This is a genomic window from Pseudomonas indica NBRC 103045, assembly GCF_002091635.1.
In the GTDB taxonomy this organism is placed as follows: domain Bacteria; phylum Pseudomonadota; class Gammaproteobacteria; order Pseudomonadales; family Pseudomonadaceae; genus Pseudomonas_M; species Pseudomonas_M indica.
The window spans coordinates 14,396-30,369 of the sequence record NZ_BDAC01000017.1; the positions used below are offsets into that span (position 1 = coordinate 14,396).

The following is a 15,974-nucleotide window of genomic DNA, read 5'->3' on the forward strand; positions in this document are numbered from 1 at the left end:
CTCTGATATTTAGGCTGCCAACCGTTCGGTCAGCTGCAGGATCTCGTTGATTTCAAGTGGGCTGAACACGCCACGGATGCCTTGCGGATGGATGACCGTGAAGGGGGCGTTGATCAGATCTTTTTTCTCTACCTTTTCGCGCTCGATGATGAAGTTCTTCAACAGGTGGAGGAATTCCATCTGCCGGCTGCTGAGCGTGGTGTGGGCGCGGATGAACTGGTCAAAGGCGGCGCTGACCTCGTCCGGGAAGCTCCTGAGCACTTCGATACCCAGGATGTGGCGGATGAACTGGATGAAGCGCGCCTTGCGGTTCTTGTAGACCTGACGCAGCAGGTCTTCGGTGATGTGCGGGTGCTCTTCGTGCAGCAGTTCGGCCAGTTCAGTGGCCTCTTCGCTGCTCACTGCCTCGCCGTTCTTGATCTTCTGCAGCACCAGGTTGTGCGCGGTGAGTTCGGCAATGAGGCATTCCACCATTTCGCGGTAGCGGGTGATGCTGACCGCCTCGTGCTGTGGGCCAAACTCCACCCATTCCTTTTTGTGCAGTTCATCGGCCAGATCGAGGTGGGTTTGTGGCTGGCCCGTGGATTGCTCGCGGAATTTCATCAGCGGGCCGAGTTTGGCGATCAGTTCGTCGAAGGCGTCTTCATCCGCCTTGGCCCAGTAGTGGCTGGTTTGCGCGGCGCAGATCAGGGCCTCTTCCTGCTTGACGAAGCTGACGGAGAGCGGCAGTTCGCTAATCTGCTCGATGATACCGTCCTTGAGGGTGTCGGCCTGTTCCTTTTCTTCGCTCAAGACGGCCAGCGAGTACTCTAGCAGGTCGCGCTCGAAGCGCATGGCCTTGAAGTCGGCCTCGGACACGGTGCGGAACAGCGGCTTGATTTCTGCGCGCAGAAACTCCAGCCGGTCGTGGCTGAGTCTGATCCAGAAGTTGTCGTCGTCCAGCCGCGCCAGCGCGGCGGCGGCTTCCTTGATCACCACCGACTCTTTAGGTAGCGCCGCAATCTGCAGGCGGAGCTTGGCGACTTCACTCGTGGCAATGTCGGCATGACCGCTGTCATTGGCCTTTTCGATCTTGTCGAGGCGCAGGCCCACCAGCCGCACCGGGAGCGGTAAATGCGGTTTAAGCTCCTTGCCCTTGGGGTTGAGCTTGAAGTATTCGAAGTTGTCCCAGCAGTCGAGGATCAGGAAAACATCCTTCTCAAGGCACCAGGGCTTGGGCTTGCTGGTTTCCAGCAGGCGTGTGCCGCGCCCGACCATCTGCCAGAACTTGGTGTAGGAGTAGACCGGCTTGGCGAACACGAGGTTGACGATTTCGCGCACGTCGATGCCGGTATCGAGCATGTCCACGCTTATGGCGATGCGAGGCATGTCGTTGTTGGTGAATTGATCGAGCAGCCCACCTTTGCCATAGACGCGCGGGTCATCCGACACCAGCACCTTTGCAAGCTCACCGTGGTACTGCGGGTAGAGTTTGTCGAAGATCTCTTCCATGCGCCGGGCATGGGCCTTGGTGGCGCAGAAGAAGATGGTCTTGCCTGGCAGCACACCGTTAGCGTCCTTGATGGCTTCCTCCATGAATTCGCGGACGATCAGGGTGTTGGTGCCCTTGTTGATCACCTGCTTTTCGAGCTGGGTGCCCTCGAAGTTGATGTCTTCAACTTCCTTGCCCTGCAAGATCAGCTTCTTCTGGTCTTCGAGCGAAATGGTACGCTTGCTGATGCCTTCCATCTGGAACTTGGTCTGAATCTTCATGACCTGAAAGTTGCAGAGGTAGGGAGGCACGTTGTTTACGGCTTCTTCATAGGTGTAGGCAAACGTGGGAATACCGTCTTCGCAATGGAAAAGCTGGAAGGTGTTGTGGTCGATGATGTCGGTCGGTGTGGCTGTCAGGCCCAGCGTGATGGCCTTGAAGTAGCCGAGGACCTCGCCGAAGGTGTTGTAGATGGAGCGGTGGCTCTCATCGACCACGATGAAGTCGAAGAAGTGCGGCGACAGGTGCTGCGCGTCGTCACGGATGATGTTCAGCATCGTCGGGTAGGTGGCGACGTACACACGGCGGTCCGTGGCAATCAGCTTTTCGCCCACATTGGGCCAACGCGGCTCGTTGGGCATGTGCTCCTTGAAGGCAGCCAGCGCTTGCTCGCGTAACGCGATGCGGTCCACGAGGAATAGCACTTTTTCTGCGTGCCCGGCGCGCATCAAGGCATCGACCATGGCAATGCAGGTGCGCGTCTTACCGGTGCCGGTGGCCATCACCAACAGGAAATCACGCTTCTTCTGCTCGATACCATCAAGCACCGAGCGTATCGCTCGGATCTGGTAATCGCGCCCGGCGATCGAGGTGTTTATGAACTCCTGCGTCAACGGCTTGCGATTACGACGGATGTAGGCAAAGCGCTCCAGGTCGTCGCGGGTGGGAAAGCCGACCACCTTGCGCGGTGGGGCGTTCTCCAAATCCCAGAAATACAGATCATGGCCGTTGGTGTAGAAGCAGAACGGCAGATCAACGCCCAGCTGCTTCTGGATGTTGTAGCAGTACTGCTTGGCCTGCTCACGGCCAATGGCGGCATCGCGACTTGTCTTTTTGGCCTCGATCACTGCCAGCGGCTTGCCGTCTTTTCCCAGCAAGACGTAGTCGCTGAACTGGCGACCCTCGTAGAGCGTGCGAGGCTCGGCCACACCATCGGGCAACTCGGTGAGGATGTCGAATTCCTCGACAACCTGAGTGGGGTCTTTGACGTTCCAGCCAGCCAGGGCGAGTTGATCGTCAATCAACTCAGACCGGGTTTGTGCTTCGGATTTGGTCATGAGTAGCGTCTTCCCTGTTTTCGCGCACGACTGGAAGTCAGTTGTTATGTGAAACTGCTATGACTGGAGCTATTCAGGACGTGGCGTCGCCTCGGCTGAGGCATCTACCTCACTCTGGATCCTAATCTCGCAGGCTGACGAAGCCAATCTCAATTGGCAACCAATTGGCAACCAGAACGCATCGAAGCATAGATAAAGCAGAAAACATCAAGCATAAAAAAATCCAGTCACCGCTAAGTGACTGGATTTTCTAGGGTTTTTTGGTCGGGACGGAGTGATTCGAACACTCGACCCCTTGCACCCCATGCAAGTGCGCTACCAGGCTGCGCTACGCCCCGACGATGCGATCCGCTTTCTACTACTACGGAAGCGGGTCGCACTATACCCTAAGTTTCTGAAATGTGGAAGTTTTTCTTCAAGGCTATTTGCGCAATACAAGCAAGACATCTTCTAACTCGGCAATCATCTGCCGGATGAGTTGCTTGTATTGGGTTGTGTCTTCCTTGGCTTCGTCCCCCGAGAGGCGCTGACGGGCTCCGCCGATGGTAAAACCTTGATCATAGAGCAGCGCTCGGATTTGCCGGATCATCAGCACATCTTGGCGCTGGTAGTAGCGCCGGTTACCCCGGCGCTTCACCGGATTGAGTTGTGGGAACTCCTGCTCCCAATATCTCAACACGTGGGGTTTGACGGCGCAGAGTTCACTGACCTCACCAATGGTGAAGTAGCGCTTACCGGGGATTGCCGGTAACTCGTCGTTATGACTTGGTTCCAGCATAAGCCTCGACTCTGGCTTTCAATTTCTGCCCTGGACGAAAGGTGACCACACGGCGCGCCGTAATAGGGATTTCCTCCCCGGTCTTGGGATTGCGACCAGGGCGCTGGCGCTTATCGCGCAAATCGAAATTGCCAAAACCCGACAACTTGACCTGCTCGTTCAGCTCCAGCGCATGCCGGATTTCCTCAAAGAACAGCTCCACCAATTCCTTGGCTTCCCGCTTATTCAGGCCAAGCTCTTCATACAGACGTTCCGCCATCTCAGCTTTCGTCAGAGCCCCCATACGCTACTTCCTTAACGTGGCGTTGAACCTTTCTTCCAGCGAGGTGAGGATGTTCTGCGTTGTGGTGTTCACCTCATCGTCGTTAAGAGTGCGCGATGGATGCTGCCAGGTCAAGCCAACGGCCAGGCTTTTTCTATGCGGATCAATGCCTTTACCATGATAAACGTCAAACAGCCTGAGGTCGGTCAGCCATTCCCCCGCCGCTTCTCGAATCGAAGCGAGAACGGCATTGGCCTCCACGTTCCGATCCACCAGGATGGCCAAGTCGCGACGCACCTCGGGGAAACGCGACAGCTCACGGAACTGCGGCAAGCGTCCCTGCACCACCTCGGCCAACACCAGCTCGAACAGGTACAGCGGCTGGATCAGGTCCAGCTCTGTCGCCAGTTGCGGGTGGATAGCCCCCAAGAAGCCGACCAAGCGACCATCCCGCTCGATGCGTGCCGTCTGGCCCGGGTGCAGAGCCGGATGCTCACCCGGGTGGAAGCTGAAGGCAGCAGTGTCGCCGGCATAACCAAGCAGCGCCTCGACGTCAGCCTTGAGGTCATAGAAATCCACGTTTTCCCGACCATGCGCCCAAGCCTCCGGCAACCGGCCACCGGTGATGACGCCCGCCAGCATGGCTTCCTGCTTGAGCCCTTCGAGCTGCCCCACGAAACGCAGACCACTTTCAAACAGGCGAACGCGCGATTGCTGACGGTTCAGGTTGTGTAGCACAGCCTTCACCAGCCCCGGCCACAGCGACGAACGCATGGCAGCCATGTCGGCGGAGATGGGGTTGGCGAGCATCAGCGGTTCGACGCCAGGGTTGAACTGCTCGAACAGGCGAGGATCGATGAAGCTGTAGGTGATCGCTTCCTGGTAGCCGCGAGCGACCAGGAGACGACGCAACGCAGGCAGCTCCGCCCGCGCTTCGGAACGCGCCTTCGGCGCCAGGCGAGCCTGCGGATAGCGGACCGGCAGGCGATTGTAGCCATATAGCCGGCCGAGCTCTTCGATCAGATCGATTTCCAGACTGATATCGAAGCGATGGCTCGGCGCCTCGACCTGCCACACACCAGAACCGGCGGACGAAATACCCAGGCCAAGCGCACTGAGCAGGCGCTCGACATCGCCTGCATCCAGCTCCAGCCCGAGCATCTGGCTGATGCGCTCGGCACGCAGGGTGATCGCTGGCACGCGCGGTAGATCAGCCTCGCTGACCGCCTCGATGATCGGCCCCGGCTCACCACCGACGATATCCAGAATCAATGCAGTCGCCCGCTCCATCGCGCGACGGGCGAGCTGCGAGTCAACACCGCGCTCGAAGCGGTGCGACGAGTCGGTATGCAGACCATAGGAACGCGCCTTACCGGCAAGGGCGATAGTGTCGAAGAAGGCACTTTCGAGGAAAAGGTCACGGGTCTTGGCGCTGACACCACTGTGCTCGCCTCCCATGACACCTGCAATTGCCAGGGCGCGCTGATAGTCGGCGATTACTAGAGTATCGGCACGCAACGCGACTTCCTGTCCATCCAGTAGGACCAGCTTCTCGCCCTCCTCCGCCATCCGCACGCGAATGCCGCCATTGATTTCTGCGAGATCAAAAGCATGCATCGGCTGGCCGAGTTCAAGCATGACGTAGTTGGTGATATCCACCGCCGCGTCGATGCTGCGGATATCGGAACGACGCAGTCGCTCCACCATCCAGGTCGGCGTCGGTCTAGACAGGTCGACATTGCGAATGACACGGCCGAGGTAACGCGGGCACGCCTTAGGTGCCAGCACATCGACAGGGCGAATCTCATCATGGGCCGGGGAAACCGGCTCGATGGCGATCGGAGTGACGGTTGCTCCGTAGATCGCACCCACTTCCCGGGCCAGGCCGACCAGAGAGAGGCAATCGCCGCGGTTCGGCGTCAGCCCCAGCTCGATGCTGGCATCGTCCAGGTTGAGATAGGCACGAATGTCTTCACCCACCGGAGCATCTACAGGCAACTCCAAGAGCCCGCTGTCATCATCGCTGATCTGCAGCTCGGAAGCCGAGCACAGCATGCCGTTGGACTCCACGCCACGCAGCTTGGCCTTCTTGATTTTGAAATCGCCCGGAAGCTCGGCACCGATCATGGCGAACGGGACCTTGAGCCCAGGCCGTACGTTCGGAGCACCACAGACGACCTGAAATTGCGTCTGGCCATCGCTGACCTGGCAGACTCGCAGCTTGTCGGCATCGGGGTGCTGCTCGGTACTCAGCACCTCACCGACCACCACACCGGAAAATACACCGGCAACCGGGCTGACGCTGTCGACTTCAAGCCCGACCATCGACAGGCGAGCGACAAGCTCATCACGGGACACTTGGGGATTTACCCAGCTCCGCAGCCACTGTTCACTGAATTTCATCCTGCTCTCCTAAAGCAAATCGGTTACGGTCGTGCGCCCTAGCGAAATTGAGCCAGGAATCGCAGGTCGTTATCGAAGAACAGGCGCAGGTCATTCACGCCATAACGCAACATCGCCAGGCGCTCGACCCCCATGCCGAAGGCAAAGCCCTGATACTTCTCAGGATCGATGCCAGACATGCGCAGTACATTCGGGTGCACCATGCCGCAGCCCATCACTTCCAACCAGCCGGTTTGCTTGCAGACGCGGCAACCCTTACCGCTGCACATTACGCACTGCATGTCGACTTCGGCGGACGGCTCGGTGAACGGGAAGAACGAGGGACGGAAACGAACGCCCAGGTCCTTCTCGAAGAAGACTCGCAGGAATTCTTCGATGGTGCCCTTGAGATCGGCGAAGCTGATGCCTTCGTCGACAAGCAGCCCTTCCACCTGATGGAACATCGGCGAGTGGGTGATATCGGAATCGCAGCGATAGACACGACCCGGGCATACGATACGGATCGGGGGCTGCTGGGACTCCATGGTGCGCACCTGAACCGGAGAGGTATGGGTGCGCAGCAACATGTTCGCATTGAAATAGAAGGTATCGTGCATCGCCCGTGCCGGGTGGTGTCCCGGAATGTTGAGCGCCTCGAAGTTGTGATAGTCGTCTTCGACCTCAGGGCCTTCAGCGATGCCATAGCCGATGTGGGTGAAGAACTGCTCCACTCGTTCGAGCGTGCGGGTGACCGGATGCAGGCCACCGGAAACCTGACCCCGCCCAGGCAGAGTCACATCGATTCGTTCCGCTGCGAGCCGGGCACTCAGCGCCGCCCGTTCCAGGGACTCCTTGCGGAGATTGAGCGCGTCTTGAACACGCTCCTTGGCGGCATTGATCAACGCGCCGACCTTCGGGCGTTCTTCCGCAGGCAGGTCGCCCAGGGTCTTCATCACCTGGGTCAGCTCGCCCTTCTTGCCAAGGTAGTGAACCCGGATCTGTTCCAGGGCATTGATATCGTCGGTGTGCTGCACGGCCTCAAGAGCTTGAGTGACCAGCGCATCCAGGTTTTCCATGTACAGGCTCCAGATACGAAATAGGGGAAGAGCACAAGGCTCTTCCCCTATTGGTGACGTTTAGCACCGGGCGAGCCCGGTGATTGTCAAGGAGTTAAGCCAGAACGGCTTTCGCTTTCTCGACAATCGCAGCAAACGCCGCTTTTTCGTTCACTGCCAGATCGGCCAGAACCTTACGGTCGATCTCGATGGCCGCCTTCTTCAGACCGGCGATCAGACGGCTGTAGGACAGACCGTTGACACGAGCACCAGCATTGATACGGGCGATCCACAGGGCACGGAACTGACGCTTGCGCTGACGGCGGTCACGGTAGGCGTACTGGCCAGCCTTGATCACAGCCTGCTTGGCGACGCGGAATACGCGCGAACGCGCACCGTAATAGCCCTTGGCGAGTTTCAGAATCTTTTTGTGACGGCGACGAGCGATGACGCCACGCTTAACACGAGCCATGAGTAAATTCCTCTAAGTCTTGACGATCAACGAACGCGCAGCATGCGCTCCACCTTGGCAACGTCGGACGGGTGCACCTGAGTGCAACCGCGCAACTGACGCTTACGCTTGGTGGTCATCTTGGTCAGGATGTGGCTCTTGAAAGCGTGTTTGTGCTTGAAGCCGGAAGCGGTCTTCTTGAAACGCTTCGCAGCACCGCTCTTGGTTTTCATTTTTGGCATGTTCGGATACTCCGCATTCAGTCAATACACATAACCACAAGGCCTGCCAGTGCCCTGGAGGTTATTTTCGCTTTTTGGGGGCGATGACCATCATCAGCTGGCGTCCTTCCAGCTTAGGAAATTGCTCGACACTGCCGTATTCCGCGAGGTCGTTCTCGACCCGCTTCAACAGCTCCATGCCCAGCTCCTGGTGAGCCATCTCACGACCACGGAATCGCAGGGATACCTTGGCCTTGTCCCCATCATTAAGGAAACGTATCAGGTTGCGTAGTTTTACCTGATAATCCCCTTCCTCCGTCCCTGGACGAAACTTGATTTCCTTGATCTGAACCTGCTTCTGGTTCTTCTTCGCCGCAGCGACCTGCTTCTTCTTTTCGAATAGGTGCTTGCCGTAATCCATGATCCGGCACACGGGCGGCACCGCATCGGCGGAAATCTCCACCAGATCCAGCTTGGCTTCTTCAGCTACACGAAGCGCTTCATCAATCGAGACGATGCCAATCTGCTCGCCGTCCGCACCAATTAACCGAACCTCGCGTGCCGAGATATTCTCGTTGATCGGGGCTTTCGGTTGAGCTCGTTTATCTTGTCTCATTTCACGCTTAATAATGATTACTCCAAATCTTGGCGACCACGCCGGGAAACCGCCTGCGCGAGCTGACTGACGAATTCGTCGACGGGCATGGAGCCCAGGTCGACGCCTTCGCGGGTACGCACAGCAACGGATCTAGTCTCGACTTCCCGATCTCCAATAACCAAGAGATAAGGAATCTTGAGCAAGGTATGCTCGCGGATTTTAAAGCCGATCTTCTCGTTTCTCAAGTCGGACTTGGCACGAAAACCGCTTTGGTTCAGCGCTTTCTCGACCTCGAGGGCAAAGTCGGCCTGCTTGTCGGTGATATTCATGATCACCGCCTGAGTCGGCGCGAGCCATGCCGGGAACGCGCCCTCATAGTGCTCGATCAACATGCCTATGAAACGCTCGAAGGAGCCCAGGATAGCGCGATGCAGCATTACCGGGTGCTTGCGATCGTTGTTCTCGCTAACGTATTCGGCACCCAGACGCACCGGCAGGTTGAAGTCCAACTGCAAGGTGCCGCACTGCCAGACCCGCCCCAGACAATCCTTCAGCGAGAACTCGATCTTCGGACCATAGAAGGCACCTTCCCCCGGCTGCAGATCGTACGGCAGACCGGCACTCTCCAGGGCAGCCGCCAAAGCCGACTCAGCCCGATCCCACAGCTCATCGGAACCGACACGCTTTTCCGGACGCGTCGACAGTTTCAGCTGGATATCCTGGAAGCCGAAATCGGCGTACACATCCAGGGTCAGCTTGATGAAGGCGGCCGCCTCATCCTGCATCTGCTCCTCGGTGCAGAAGATATGCGCATCATCCTGGGTAAAGGCACGCACCCGCATGATGCCGTGCAAGGCACCGGACGGCTCGTTACGATGACAGGCACCGAACTCGGCCAGACGCATCGGCAACTCGCGATAGCTCTTCAAGCCCTGATTGAATACCTGCACATGACATGGGCAGTTCATCGGCTTGATCGCGTAGTCACGACTTTCCGACTCAGTGGTGAACATGTTCTCGGCGTAGTTGGCCCAGTGGCCCGACTTTTCCCAGAGACTGCGATCAACAACCTGGGGCGTCTTGATCTCCAGATAGCCATTCTCGCGCTGAATGCCGCGCATGTATTGCTCGAGCACCTGGTAGAGCGTCCAGCCGTTGGGATGCCAGAACACCATGCCAGGAGCCTCTTCCTGGGTATGGAAAAGATCCAGGCGCTTGCCGATCTTACGGTGATCGCGCTTTTCGGCCTCTTCAATACGCTGGATATAGGCAGCCAGTTGCTTCTTGTCCGCCCAGGCAGTGCCATAGATGCGCTGCAACTGCTCGTTCTTCGAATCCCCACGCCAGTAGGCGCCAGAGATCTTGGTCAGCTTGAATGCCTTCAGGAAACGCGTGTTCGGCACGTGCGGCCCGCGGCACATGTCGACGTATTCTTCGTGATAGTAAAGACCCATCGCCCGTTCATCGGGCATGTCGTCGATCAGACGTAGCTTGTATTCCTCGCCACGCGACTTGAACACATCGATGACCTGATCTCGGGGCGTCATCTTTTTGATGACGTCGTAGTCCTTGTCGATCAACTCACGCATGCGCTGCTCAATGGCAGCAACATCCTCAGGCGTAAAAGGACGCTCGTAGGCGATGTCGTAGTAGAAGCCTTCCTCGATTACCGGCCCGATCACCATTTTCGCGGTCGGGTACAACTGCTTGACCGCATGACCGATCAGGTGAGCACAGGAGTGGCGAATGATCTCCAGCCCTTCTTCGTCCTTCGGCGTGATGATTTGCAGCGTCGCATCGGTATCGATCAAATCGCAGGCATCGACCAGACGACCATTGACCCTGCCAGCCAACGTAGCCTTGGCAAGACCAGCCCCAATGGACTGCGCCACTTCGAGCACGGATACCGGTTGATCGAACGAACGCTGACTGCCGTCGGGAAGAGTAATGATGGGCATGGCGCCTCCTCTCCTAGTGGTGACCCCTACCAAAGGCCACGTGGGTTGGGATGAGCCAGTAAGCGATCCGGCGGTTTATCTGCCTCACAGCGGCAGAGCCCGAAGGCCAACCAGACCAGACCAGAGTCACTGGAAGTTTCGAAGCCGGGATGCTTTCAGAAAGCCTCGCCCCTGACAAGCAGCCCAATAAAAAAGGGTCGCTACTGCGACCCTTTTCGATTTGGTAGGCACAATTGGACTCGAACCAACGACCCCCACCATGTCAAGGTGGTGCTCTAACCAACTGAGCTATGTGCCTGCTGTTGGCCGCGCATTTTACGGAAGCCTGAACCACTGTCAACACTTTTTTCGCTAACTGACTGAAAAAGTGGATTTTTTAATGTTCAGACTAGCGTCAATAATTTTGCACACCCCCCCCTAGCCGGACATTTCCAACTCGGGTAGGATCGCTTCGTCCGTAAAAAATAAAAAACATAGGTTGCAAGATGGCGCACACACCCTACCCCCTTTCCTACTATGCCGCCTCAGCCAGTCCAGCCCCGACCCGCCCGGCACTCGAAGGCGAGCGCGATACTGATATCTGCATCATTGGCGCTGGCTACACAGGACTCTCCACGGCCCTCTTCCTTCTCGAAAGCGGCTTCAAGGTTTGCATCGTCGAAGCAGCCAAGGTGGGCTTCGGGGCTTCAGGTCGGAATGGCGGACAGATCGTCAACAGCTATAGCCGGGACATCGATGTCATCGAGCGCAGCGTCGGCGCCCGTCAAGCCCAACTGCTGGGCCAAATGGCCTTCGAAGGCGGCCGGATCATTCGCGAGCGCATCGCCAAGTACAACATTCAATGCGACTTGAAGGACGGTGGTGTATTCGCTGCATTCACCGCCAAACAGATGGGACACCTGGAAGCCCAGAAAAAACTCTGGGAACGCTATGGTCACAACCAGTTGGAGCTGCTGGATGCCAAGGGCATCCGCGATGTCGTCGCAACCGACAATTACGTTGGTGGGATGCTGGACCTGAGCGGCGGGCATATTCACCCGCTCAATCTGGCACTGGGTGAAGCGGCTGCCGTGGAATCGCTCGGCGGCATCATCTACGAACAGTCGCCGGCGGTCCGCATCGAGCGCGGCACCAACCCGATCGTCCACACTCCACAAGGAAGGGTCAAGGCCAAGTTCGTCGTGGTAGCGGGCAATGCCTATCTCGGAAACCTGATTCCCGAACTGGCAGCCAAGTCCATGCCTTGCGGAACGCAGGTCATCACCACCGAACCACTTGGTGAAGACCTGGCCCACAGTCTTCTGCCCCAGGACTACTGCGTGGAAGACTGCAATTACCTGTTGGATTACTACCGCCTCTCCGGCGATAAACGCCTGATCTATGGAGGCGGAGTGGTCTATGGAGCGCGCGATCCGGCCAACATCGAAGCGATCATCCGTCCGAAGATGCTGAAGACGTTCCCGCAATTGAAGGATGTGAAGATCGAATTCGCCTGGACCGGCAATTTCCTACTCACCCTGTCTCGCCTACCCCAGGTAGGACGGCTGGGCGACAACATCTACTACTCGCAAGGCTGCAGCGGCCATGGCGTGACCTACACCCACCTGGCCGGTAAGGTGCTGGCGGAAAGCCTGAAAGGCCAGGCCGAACGGTTCGATGCCTTCGCCAGCCTGCCCCACTATCCCTTCCCTGGCGGCCAACTATTCCGAGTGCCCTTCACCGCACTTGGCGCCTGGTACTACAGCCTGCGTGACCGCCTGGGAGTATGACTTGGGAAAACGGCGCCTTCCGGCGCCGCTGTTCTTTCGTCAGGAACCGGGACAAGGCGGCGGCACCGCACACTGGGCACCCGTTTCGAGCGAATGACCAAGGGCCGCCGAAAAGCGCGGGTCTTGAGGAGCCAGACGTTGTGCACAGGCCCGCGAGAGCTGGGCATCCGACTGGCAGCCACGCTCCGCCAGTACCTCGGAGAGGTTGAACCAGCCGGCGGCGAAATCGGGCGCCCGCTTGACGCTCTCGCGCAATGCCTGCTCTGCACCATAGCGATCGCCACCCGCATGCAGCCCATTGGCCAGGGCGAACCAGCCGACCGATTCGTCCGGCCAGCGCTCGACAGCCGTCCGATAAGCCTTCAAGGCCATCTGGCGACGGCCAGTCTCTTCCAGATCGCTGGCCGCCTTCAGCCATGGGCGCAATTCGGCGGTCGCCGGCAACCGATCCGGCGGTAATGTCAGTACCGCCCAACGACCACCTCGAGCCCAGGTGCTATCGAAACTCCTGAAACTGGTGATCCAGCGCCGCGTGGTGCCGGATCGCAAGGTCAGAGTCTTTTCACGGCGGTCATACCCCACCAGCACCGCGAAATGCCATTGTGGCCACCAGTCGTAGGCCAGGTTCTGGAACACCAGCACAGGATTCCCAGCCGCAACTTCTGCCAACAGATTTTCCAGGCGGGGCTCGACCGGGTAGACGAGCAGGTCGTGAGCACGCGCCGCCGCCACCATCTCGATTTGCAGGCTACCTTCGCGACCGGGAATGTAGACCTTGTCCTTCAGCAGGCCCGGACTGGTCACGATGCCGCGCTGATTCAACATGGTGGCCAATGCCGCCGGCCCACATTGGTAAGCGCTCTGCGGGAAGAACGGTACGTCGGTCAGTTCGACCCGCTCGGGCAGCCGCGAAGCCTCCGGCGGTAACACCGGAGACCTCGCACATGCACCCAGGAGTGCTATCAACAACAGAAGGAGGAAATGTCCGTATCTCACCGGTTGATGCACTTCACGAAGCTGAAGATGTCGGTCGCGCAGAGCAGGTCGGTGATGATGAAGATCACCAGGAACAGCACGATGATGCCCACCACACCGGCACCAGCGGGCGCCTGGTCAAGCTGTTGGTTGAACTGAGCCAATTCGGCAGGCGTCAGGCTGTTGATGCGCTGCTCGACTTGTTCCTTTTGGATACCAAGAGACTCGAGCTTCTTCTTCACATCCTGGTCGTCCAGCATGGTCAGAAGCTGCTGGCGATCGACTTGCAACTGCTGCTCGGCCAATACCTCGGGAGTGCCGATCATGGCCGCTTGCGCGACGGGTACCTGTACCACGAACAGGAAATGTAGGGCGGCCAGGACGGCAGCCCAACGACGTAGGAGCGAGGAGGAAATCATAGGGGTACTCCTGTTTTTCTTTTTGATGGTCTTTTGACCCCGAAATGCCAGCAGGGCCTCCTAAGAATAGACGACTCCGCTGCGGCTAAGTTCCTGGCCAGAGCCCTCTGCGTCAAGCGCCTCAGCACAACAGAAGACGCACATCCAGGCCGACGGCCGCACAGACAGCAACACCTCGATAACCGTCCGCCTGTAGCGAAACAGAGCTACCGCAACGCCCAAGGTAATCACTGCCGAGGGCTAATCGAATATTCCAGCGAAACCCTCTGGCCACAGCACGTGGTAACCGAAAGAACACGGCGAGGTTCAGGATGACACCCACAACGGCGGCAGTGATGGCAGTACATCCCAGCCTGGATGGCAAGGAACAGTCCCATCGGCAGCAACCATAAGGCCGACGCCGTGCCCAGACGACTCGGGACGGCATCCCTGCCCCCGCCCTACCCGAGCATCAACGCGGAATGAGAGACCATTGCTGATTGCTCTTGCCAGCATATTTCCAGAGCTGCACCGGCGCCCCGTTCGCCTTCGAGGCGCCCTTGACTGCGAGGCAGGAACCCGGCGCATGCACTGGGCAGAGCCGGACAGATCGACTGTTCACCGAGGTCACCCGCCAGATCTGGTTCTTGCCACCGAAGTAGTTCCACAAATGAACCTTGGCACCATCGCTCACGGCCCCATCGGATACATCCAGAGCCCGGCCGCTGGGTACCCCAGTGATCCGATAGCGATCATCGCCCAAGTGCTGGAAACGCCACTTCTGATTCTCGCCTCGATTGAACTTCCACTGGATGATCGACGTGCCATTATCGATCTCGCCCTGCGCAGCATCCATCAATAAGCCACTGTTTAGAGAAGCGACACCGTAGACGCCATTTTCTACCGGGCCGGTAACGGTGTATGTCAGAGTACCGAAGCCCAACTGGTCGTAACCGCCGGAGCTGTTGCCATAGTCACCTCCTCCGCCCTCTATACCGATCTTGGCCGCCATTTCAGTGACGTTGGGCGCTTTGAGCCCCATGCGCTTCACGTAATGGTTGTAAACCGCTGCCCAAACGGGGCGCTCTTGGCCACGCGCCACCGCAGAGACGTCCGTCTGCAGGCCATGGCTGCGATTGTAGTAAGGCTTAAACGGAACACTCTTCAAAAGGTTGTAGGCCGCCACATACTCGGCGCCCTTGAGGAAACGGTTATCGTCGTAGCCATACAGGTCGTCGCCCTGGTTCCAGGCCATTTCGCAAATGGCCGCCATCAGGCCGATACCCATCACCGAGTGCCCCTGATCCCGGCCAGACTCCTGCCATTGGCCCAAACCATTGGGATGGATGTACCAGATGGCATTCTTGACCGCTCCATTCCCATCCCCATGCTTGAAATACTCGACAGCTTCGTCGTAGATATCGCGTCTATCGGTCAATACACCGATAGCAATCATCGATGCCATGCTGGCAAGGTCCCAGTTAGCCCAATAATGTTCCGGCCTGGTCCCGTTATGGACTGTCAGCATTCGCTGATTCCATGGATAGAAAACATCAAGCAGCATCTTTTTGAAGCGTTCAAAGTCTTTCGATGCCCACCCCGGGTAGGTGCGCATGATCTCGGCAGCATTGGCGAGCTGATAACCCTGAACTCCCGCCACCAAGAATCGATCCGACGTCCCCTGCATGGAGTCCATGCCTTTTGTGAGCGCTCCCGACCAGGCATTGAGAATTTCCACCGCCTTATCGGCATGACGGTTATCGCCAGTAATCTTCCAACGTAACGCATTGGCATATGCCGCCACGGCGTCACGGAAAATCAGCGGATAATTCTGACCATGCACGCCATCATTGCCGCGATAGACGATTTCCACAGGCCTCGGCTTCCATCCCGTGGACGCATGGGGATTCCTGGTCAGGCGCTCGAAGCCGGCAGCCCAAGGCTGCGCGCCTTCACGGACCTTGGTCCGCATGCGCTCGAAGTCCATGCCGGAATGCAGGAGTCCAGGATGAACGAACTTCGCCGGAGCAGCCTGGATATGCGATGCGGAAATACAGCACGCCAGTATGAAAGAGCCGCACAGCAGCCGGTGCCGAAGTGTCGGGGATGATGAGTTCATGGGTATCCTCTTATTCTGTGCCTGGCCTCCGCCCGTATGGGCAGACTTCAGACCGGATGACAGAAAGCAATGCCGAAGGCACGCTGCGCGCCATCTTTTGTCAGACCAGTGCGACGCGCTGTGAGAAGACGGGCAAAACGCCGCAACACCGTCCGAGCCAGGAGATTCATCCACAATTCCACCAACCACCGCTCATTGCC

Annotated in this window: 13 protein-coding genes, 2 tRNA genes and 1 pseudogene; 1 reads left to right on the forward strand and 15 read right to left on the reverse strand. The window is 58.1% G+C overall.

The genetic code is table 11. The features are described from left to right. Window positions 1-9: 9 nt before the first annotated feature. The 11 genes from PIN01S_RS18450 to PIN01S_RS18505 form a co-directional block, all read right to left on the reverse strand. Window positions 10-2,808 carry a type I restriction endonuclease subunit R gene (locus PIN01S_RS18450; protein WP_084337656.1) on the reverse strand — a complete coding sequence of 933 codons (2,799 nt, stop codon included), beginning with the start codon at window positions 2,806-2,808 and terminating at the stop codon, window positions 10-12. A gap of 261 nt (window positions 2,809-3,069) precedes the next feature. Then, window positions 3,070-3,146, reverse strand: a tRNA-Pro gene (locus PIN01S_RS18455). A gap of 83 nt (window positions 3,147-3,229) precedes the next feature. Then, entirely contained in the window at window positions 3,230-3,586 is a 357-nt protein-coding gene (locus PIN01S_RS18460; RefSeq protein WP_084337658.1) for a MerR family transcriptional regulator, read from the reverse strand. Further along, window positions 3,567-3,869: an integration host factor subunit alpha gene (ihfA, locus tag PIN01S_RS18465; RefSeq protein ID WP_084337660.1), complete on the reverse strand. Its 303-nt coding sequence runs from the start codon at window positions 3,867-3,869 to the stop codon at window positions 3,567-3,569. Before ihfA ends, PIN01S_RS18460 begins: the two co-directional genes overlap by 20 nt. A gap of 3 nt (window positions 3,870-3,872) precedes the next feature. After that, window positions 3,873-6,251 carry a phenylalanine--tRNA ligase subunit beta gene (gene pheT, locus PIN01S_RS18470; protein ID WP_084337662.1) on the reverse strand — a complete coding sequence of 793 codons (2,379 nt, stop codon included), beginning with the start codon at window positions 6,249-6,251 and terminating at the stop codon, window positions 3,873-3,875. A 38-nt stretch (window positions 6,252-6,289) separates the two neighbouring features. After that, complete coding sequence (pheS, locus tag PIN01S_RS18475) at window positions 6,290-7,306, reverse strand: phenylalanine--tRNA ligase subunit alpha (RefSeq protein ID WP_084337664.1); 1,017 nt, start codon at window positions 7,304-7,306, stop codon at window positions 6,290-6,292. Window positions 7,307-7,400: 94 nt separating this feature from the next. Next, the gene (gene rplT / locus PIN01S_RS18480; RefSeq protein ID WP_084337666.1) at window positions 7,401-7,757 is read right to left on the reverse strand and encodes a 50S ribosomal protein L20; all 357 of its coding nucleotides are present in this window, start codon (window positions 7,755-7,757) and stop codon (window positions 7,401-7,403) included. 26 nt (window positions 7,758-7,783) lie between these two features. Next, window positions 7,784-7,978, reverse strand: a complete 195-nt coding sequence (gene rpmI, locus PIN01S_RS18485) for a 50S ribosomal protein L35 (RefSeq protein WP_084337668.1) — start codon at window positions 7,976-7,978, stop codon at window positions 7,784-7,786. 61 nt (window positions 7,979-8,039) lie between these two features. Beyond that, window positions 8,040-8,591 (reverse strand): translation initiation factor IF-3, encoded by a 552-nt coding sequence (gene infC, locus PIN01S_RS18490; protein WP_170837204.1) that lies wholly within the window; start codon window positions 8,589-8,591, stop codon window positions 8,040-8,042. Beyond that, complete coding sequence (gene thrS, locus PIN01S_RS18495; protein WP_084337672.1) at window positions 8,591-10,513, reverse strand: threonine--tRNA ligase; 1,923 nt, start codon at window positions 10,511-10,513, stop codon at window positions 8,591-8,593. The genes infC and thrS overlap by 1 nt, the downstream gene beginning before the upstream one ends. Before the next feature lie 221 nt (window positions 10,514-10,734). Then, window positions 10,735-10,811 (reverse strand) — tRNA-Val (locus tag PIN01S_RS18505). A gap of 187 nt (window positions 10,812-10,998) precedes the next feature. Here PIN01S_RS18505 and PIN01S_RS18510 point away from each other — a divergent pair. Continuing rightward, window positions 10,999-12,282, forward strand: coding sequence for an NAD(P)/FAD-dependent oxidoreductase (locus PIN01S_RS18510; protein ID WP_084337674.1), 1,284 nt, complete (start codon window positions 10,999-11,001; stop codon window positions 12,280-12,282). A 39-nt stretch (window positions 12,283-12,321) separates the two neighbouring features. On the opposite strand, the gene PIN01S_RS18515 is transcribed toward PIN01S_RS18510, so the two are convergent. The 4 genes and pseudogenes from PIN01S_RS18515 to PIN01S_RS18530 form a co-directional block, all read right to left on the reverse strand. Then, entirely contained in the window at window positions 12,322-13,212 is an 891-nt protein-coding gene (locus PIN01S_RS18515) for a PA2778 family cysteine peptidase (RefSeq protein ID WP_084337676.1), read from the reverse strand. 62 nt (window positions 13,213-13,274) lie between these two features. Then, window positions 13,275-13,676, reverse strand: coding sequence for a PA2779 family protein (locus PIN01S_RS18520; protein WP_084337678.1), 402 nt, complete (start codon window positions 13,674-13,676; stop codon window positions 13,275-13,277). A 121-nt stretch (window positions 13,677-13,797) separates the two neighbouring features. Then, window positions 13,798-14,019 (reverse strand): annotated as a pseudogene (locus tag PIN01S_RS27215) (chromate efflux transporter); the annotation flags it as partial. Window positions 14,020-14,127: 108 nt separating this feature from the next. Then, the gene (locus PIN01S_RS18530; protein ID WP_084337680.1) at window positions 14,128-15,774 is read right to left on the reverse strand and encodes an RICIN domain-containing protein; all 1,647 of its coding nucleotides are present in this window, start codon (window positions 15,772-15,774) and stop codon (window positions 14,128-14,130) included. Window positions 15,775-15,974: the final 200 nt, after the last annotated feature.

Coding starts and splice junctions, on each gene's coding strand:
- PIN01S_RS18460 (WP_084337658.1), bottom strand. CDS start 3,586: ATGCTGGAACCAAGTCATAACGACGAGTTACCGGCAATCCCCGGTAAG.
- rplT (WP_084337666.1), bottom strand. CDS start 7,757: ATGGCTCGTGTTAAGCGTGGCGTCATCGCTCGTCGCCGTCACAAAAAG.
- pheT (WP_084337662.1), bottom strand. CDS start 6,251: ATGAAATTCAGTGAACAGTGGCTGCGGAGCTGGGTAAATCCCCAAGTG.
- rpmI (WP_084337668.1), bottom strand. CDS start 7,978: ATGCCAAAAATGAAAACCAAGAGCGGTGCTGCGAAGCGTTTCAAGAAG.
- PIN01S_RS18450 (WP_084337656.1), bottom strand. CDS start 2,808: ATGACCAAATCCGAAGCACAAACCCGGTCTGAGTTGATTGACGATCAA.
- thrS (WP_084337672.1), bottom strand. CDS start 10,513: ATGCCCATCATTACTCTTCCCGACGGCAGTCAGCGTTCGTTCGATCAA.
- ihfA (WP_084337660.1), bottom strand. CDS start 3,869: ATGGGGGCTCTGACGAAAGCTGAGATGGCGGAACGTCTGTATGAAGAG.
- PIN01S_RS18520 (WP_084337678.1), bottom strand. CDS start 13,676: ATGATTTCCTCCTCGCTCCTACGTCGTTGGGCTGCCGTCCTGGCCGCC.
- PIN01S_RS18530 (WP_084337680.1), bottom strand. CDS start 15,774: ATGAACTCATCATCCCCGACACTTCGGCACCGGCTGCTGTGCGGCTCT.
- pheS (WP_084337664.1), bottom strand. CDS start 7,306: ATGGAAAACCTGGATGCGCTGGTCACTCAAGCTCTTGAGGCCGTGCAG.
- PIN01S_RS18510 (WP_084337674.1), top strand. CDS start 10,999: ATGGCGCACACACCCTACCCCCTTTCCTACTATGCCGCCTCAGCCAGT.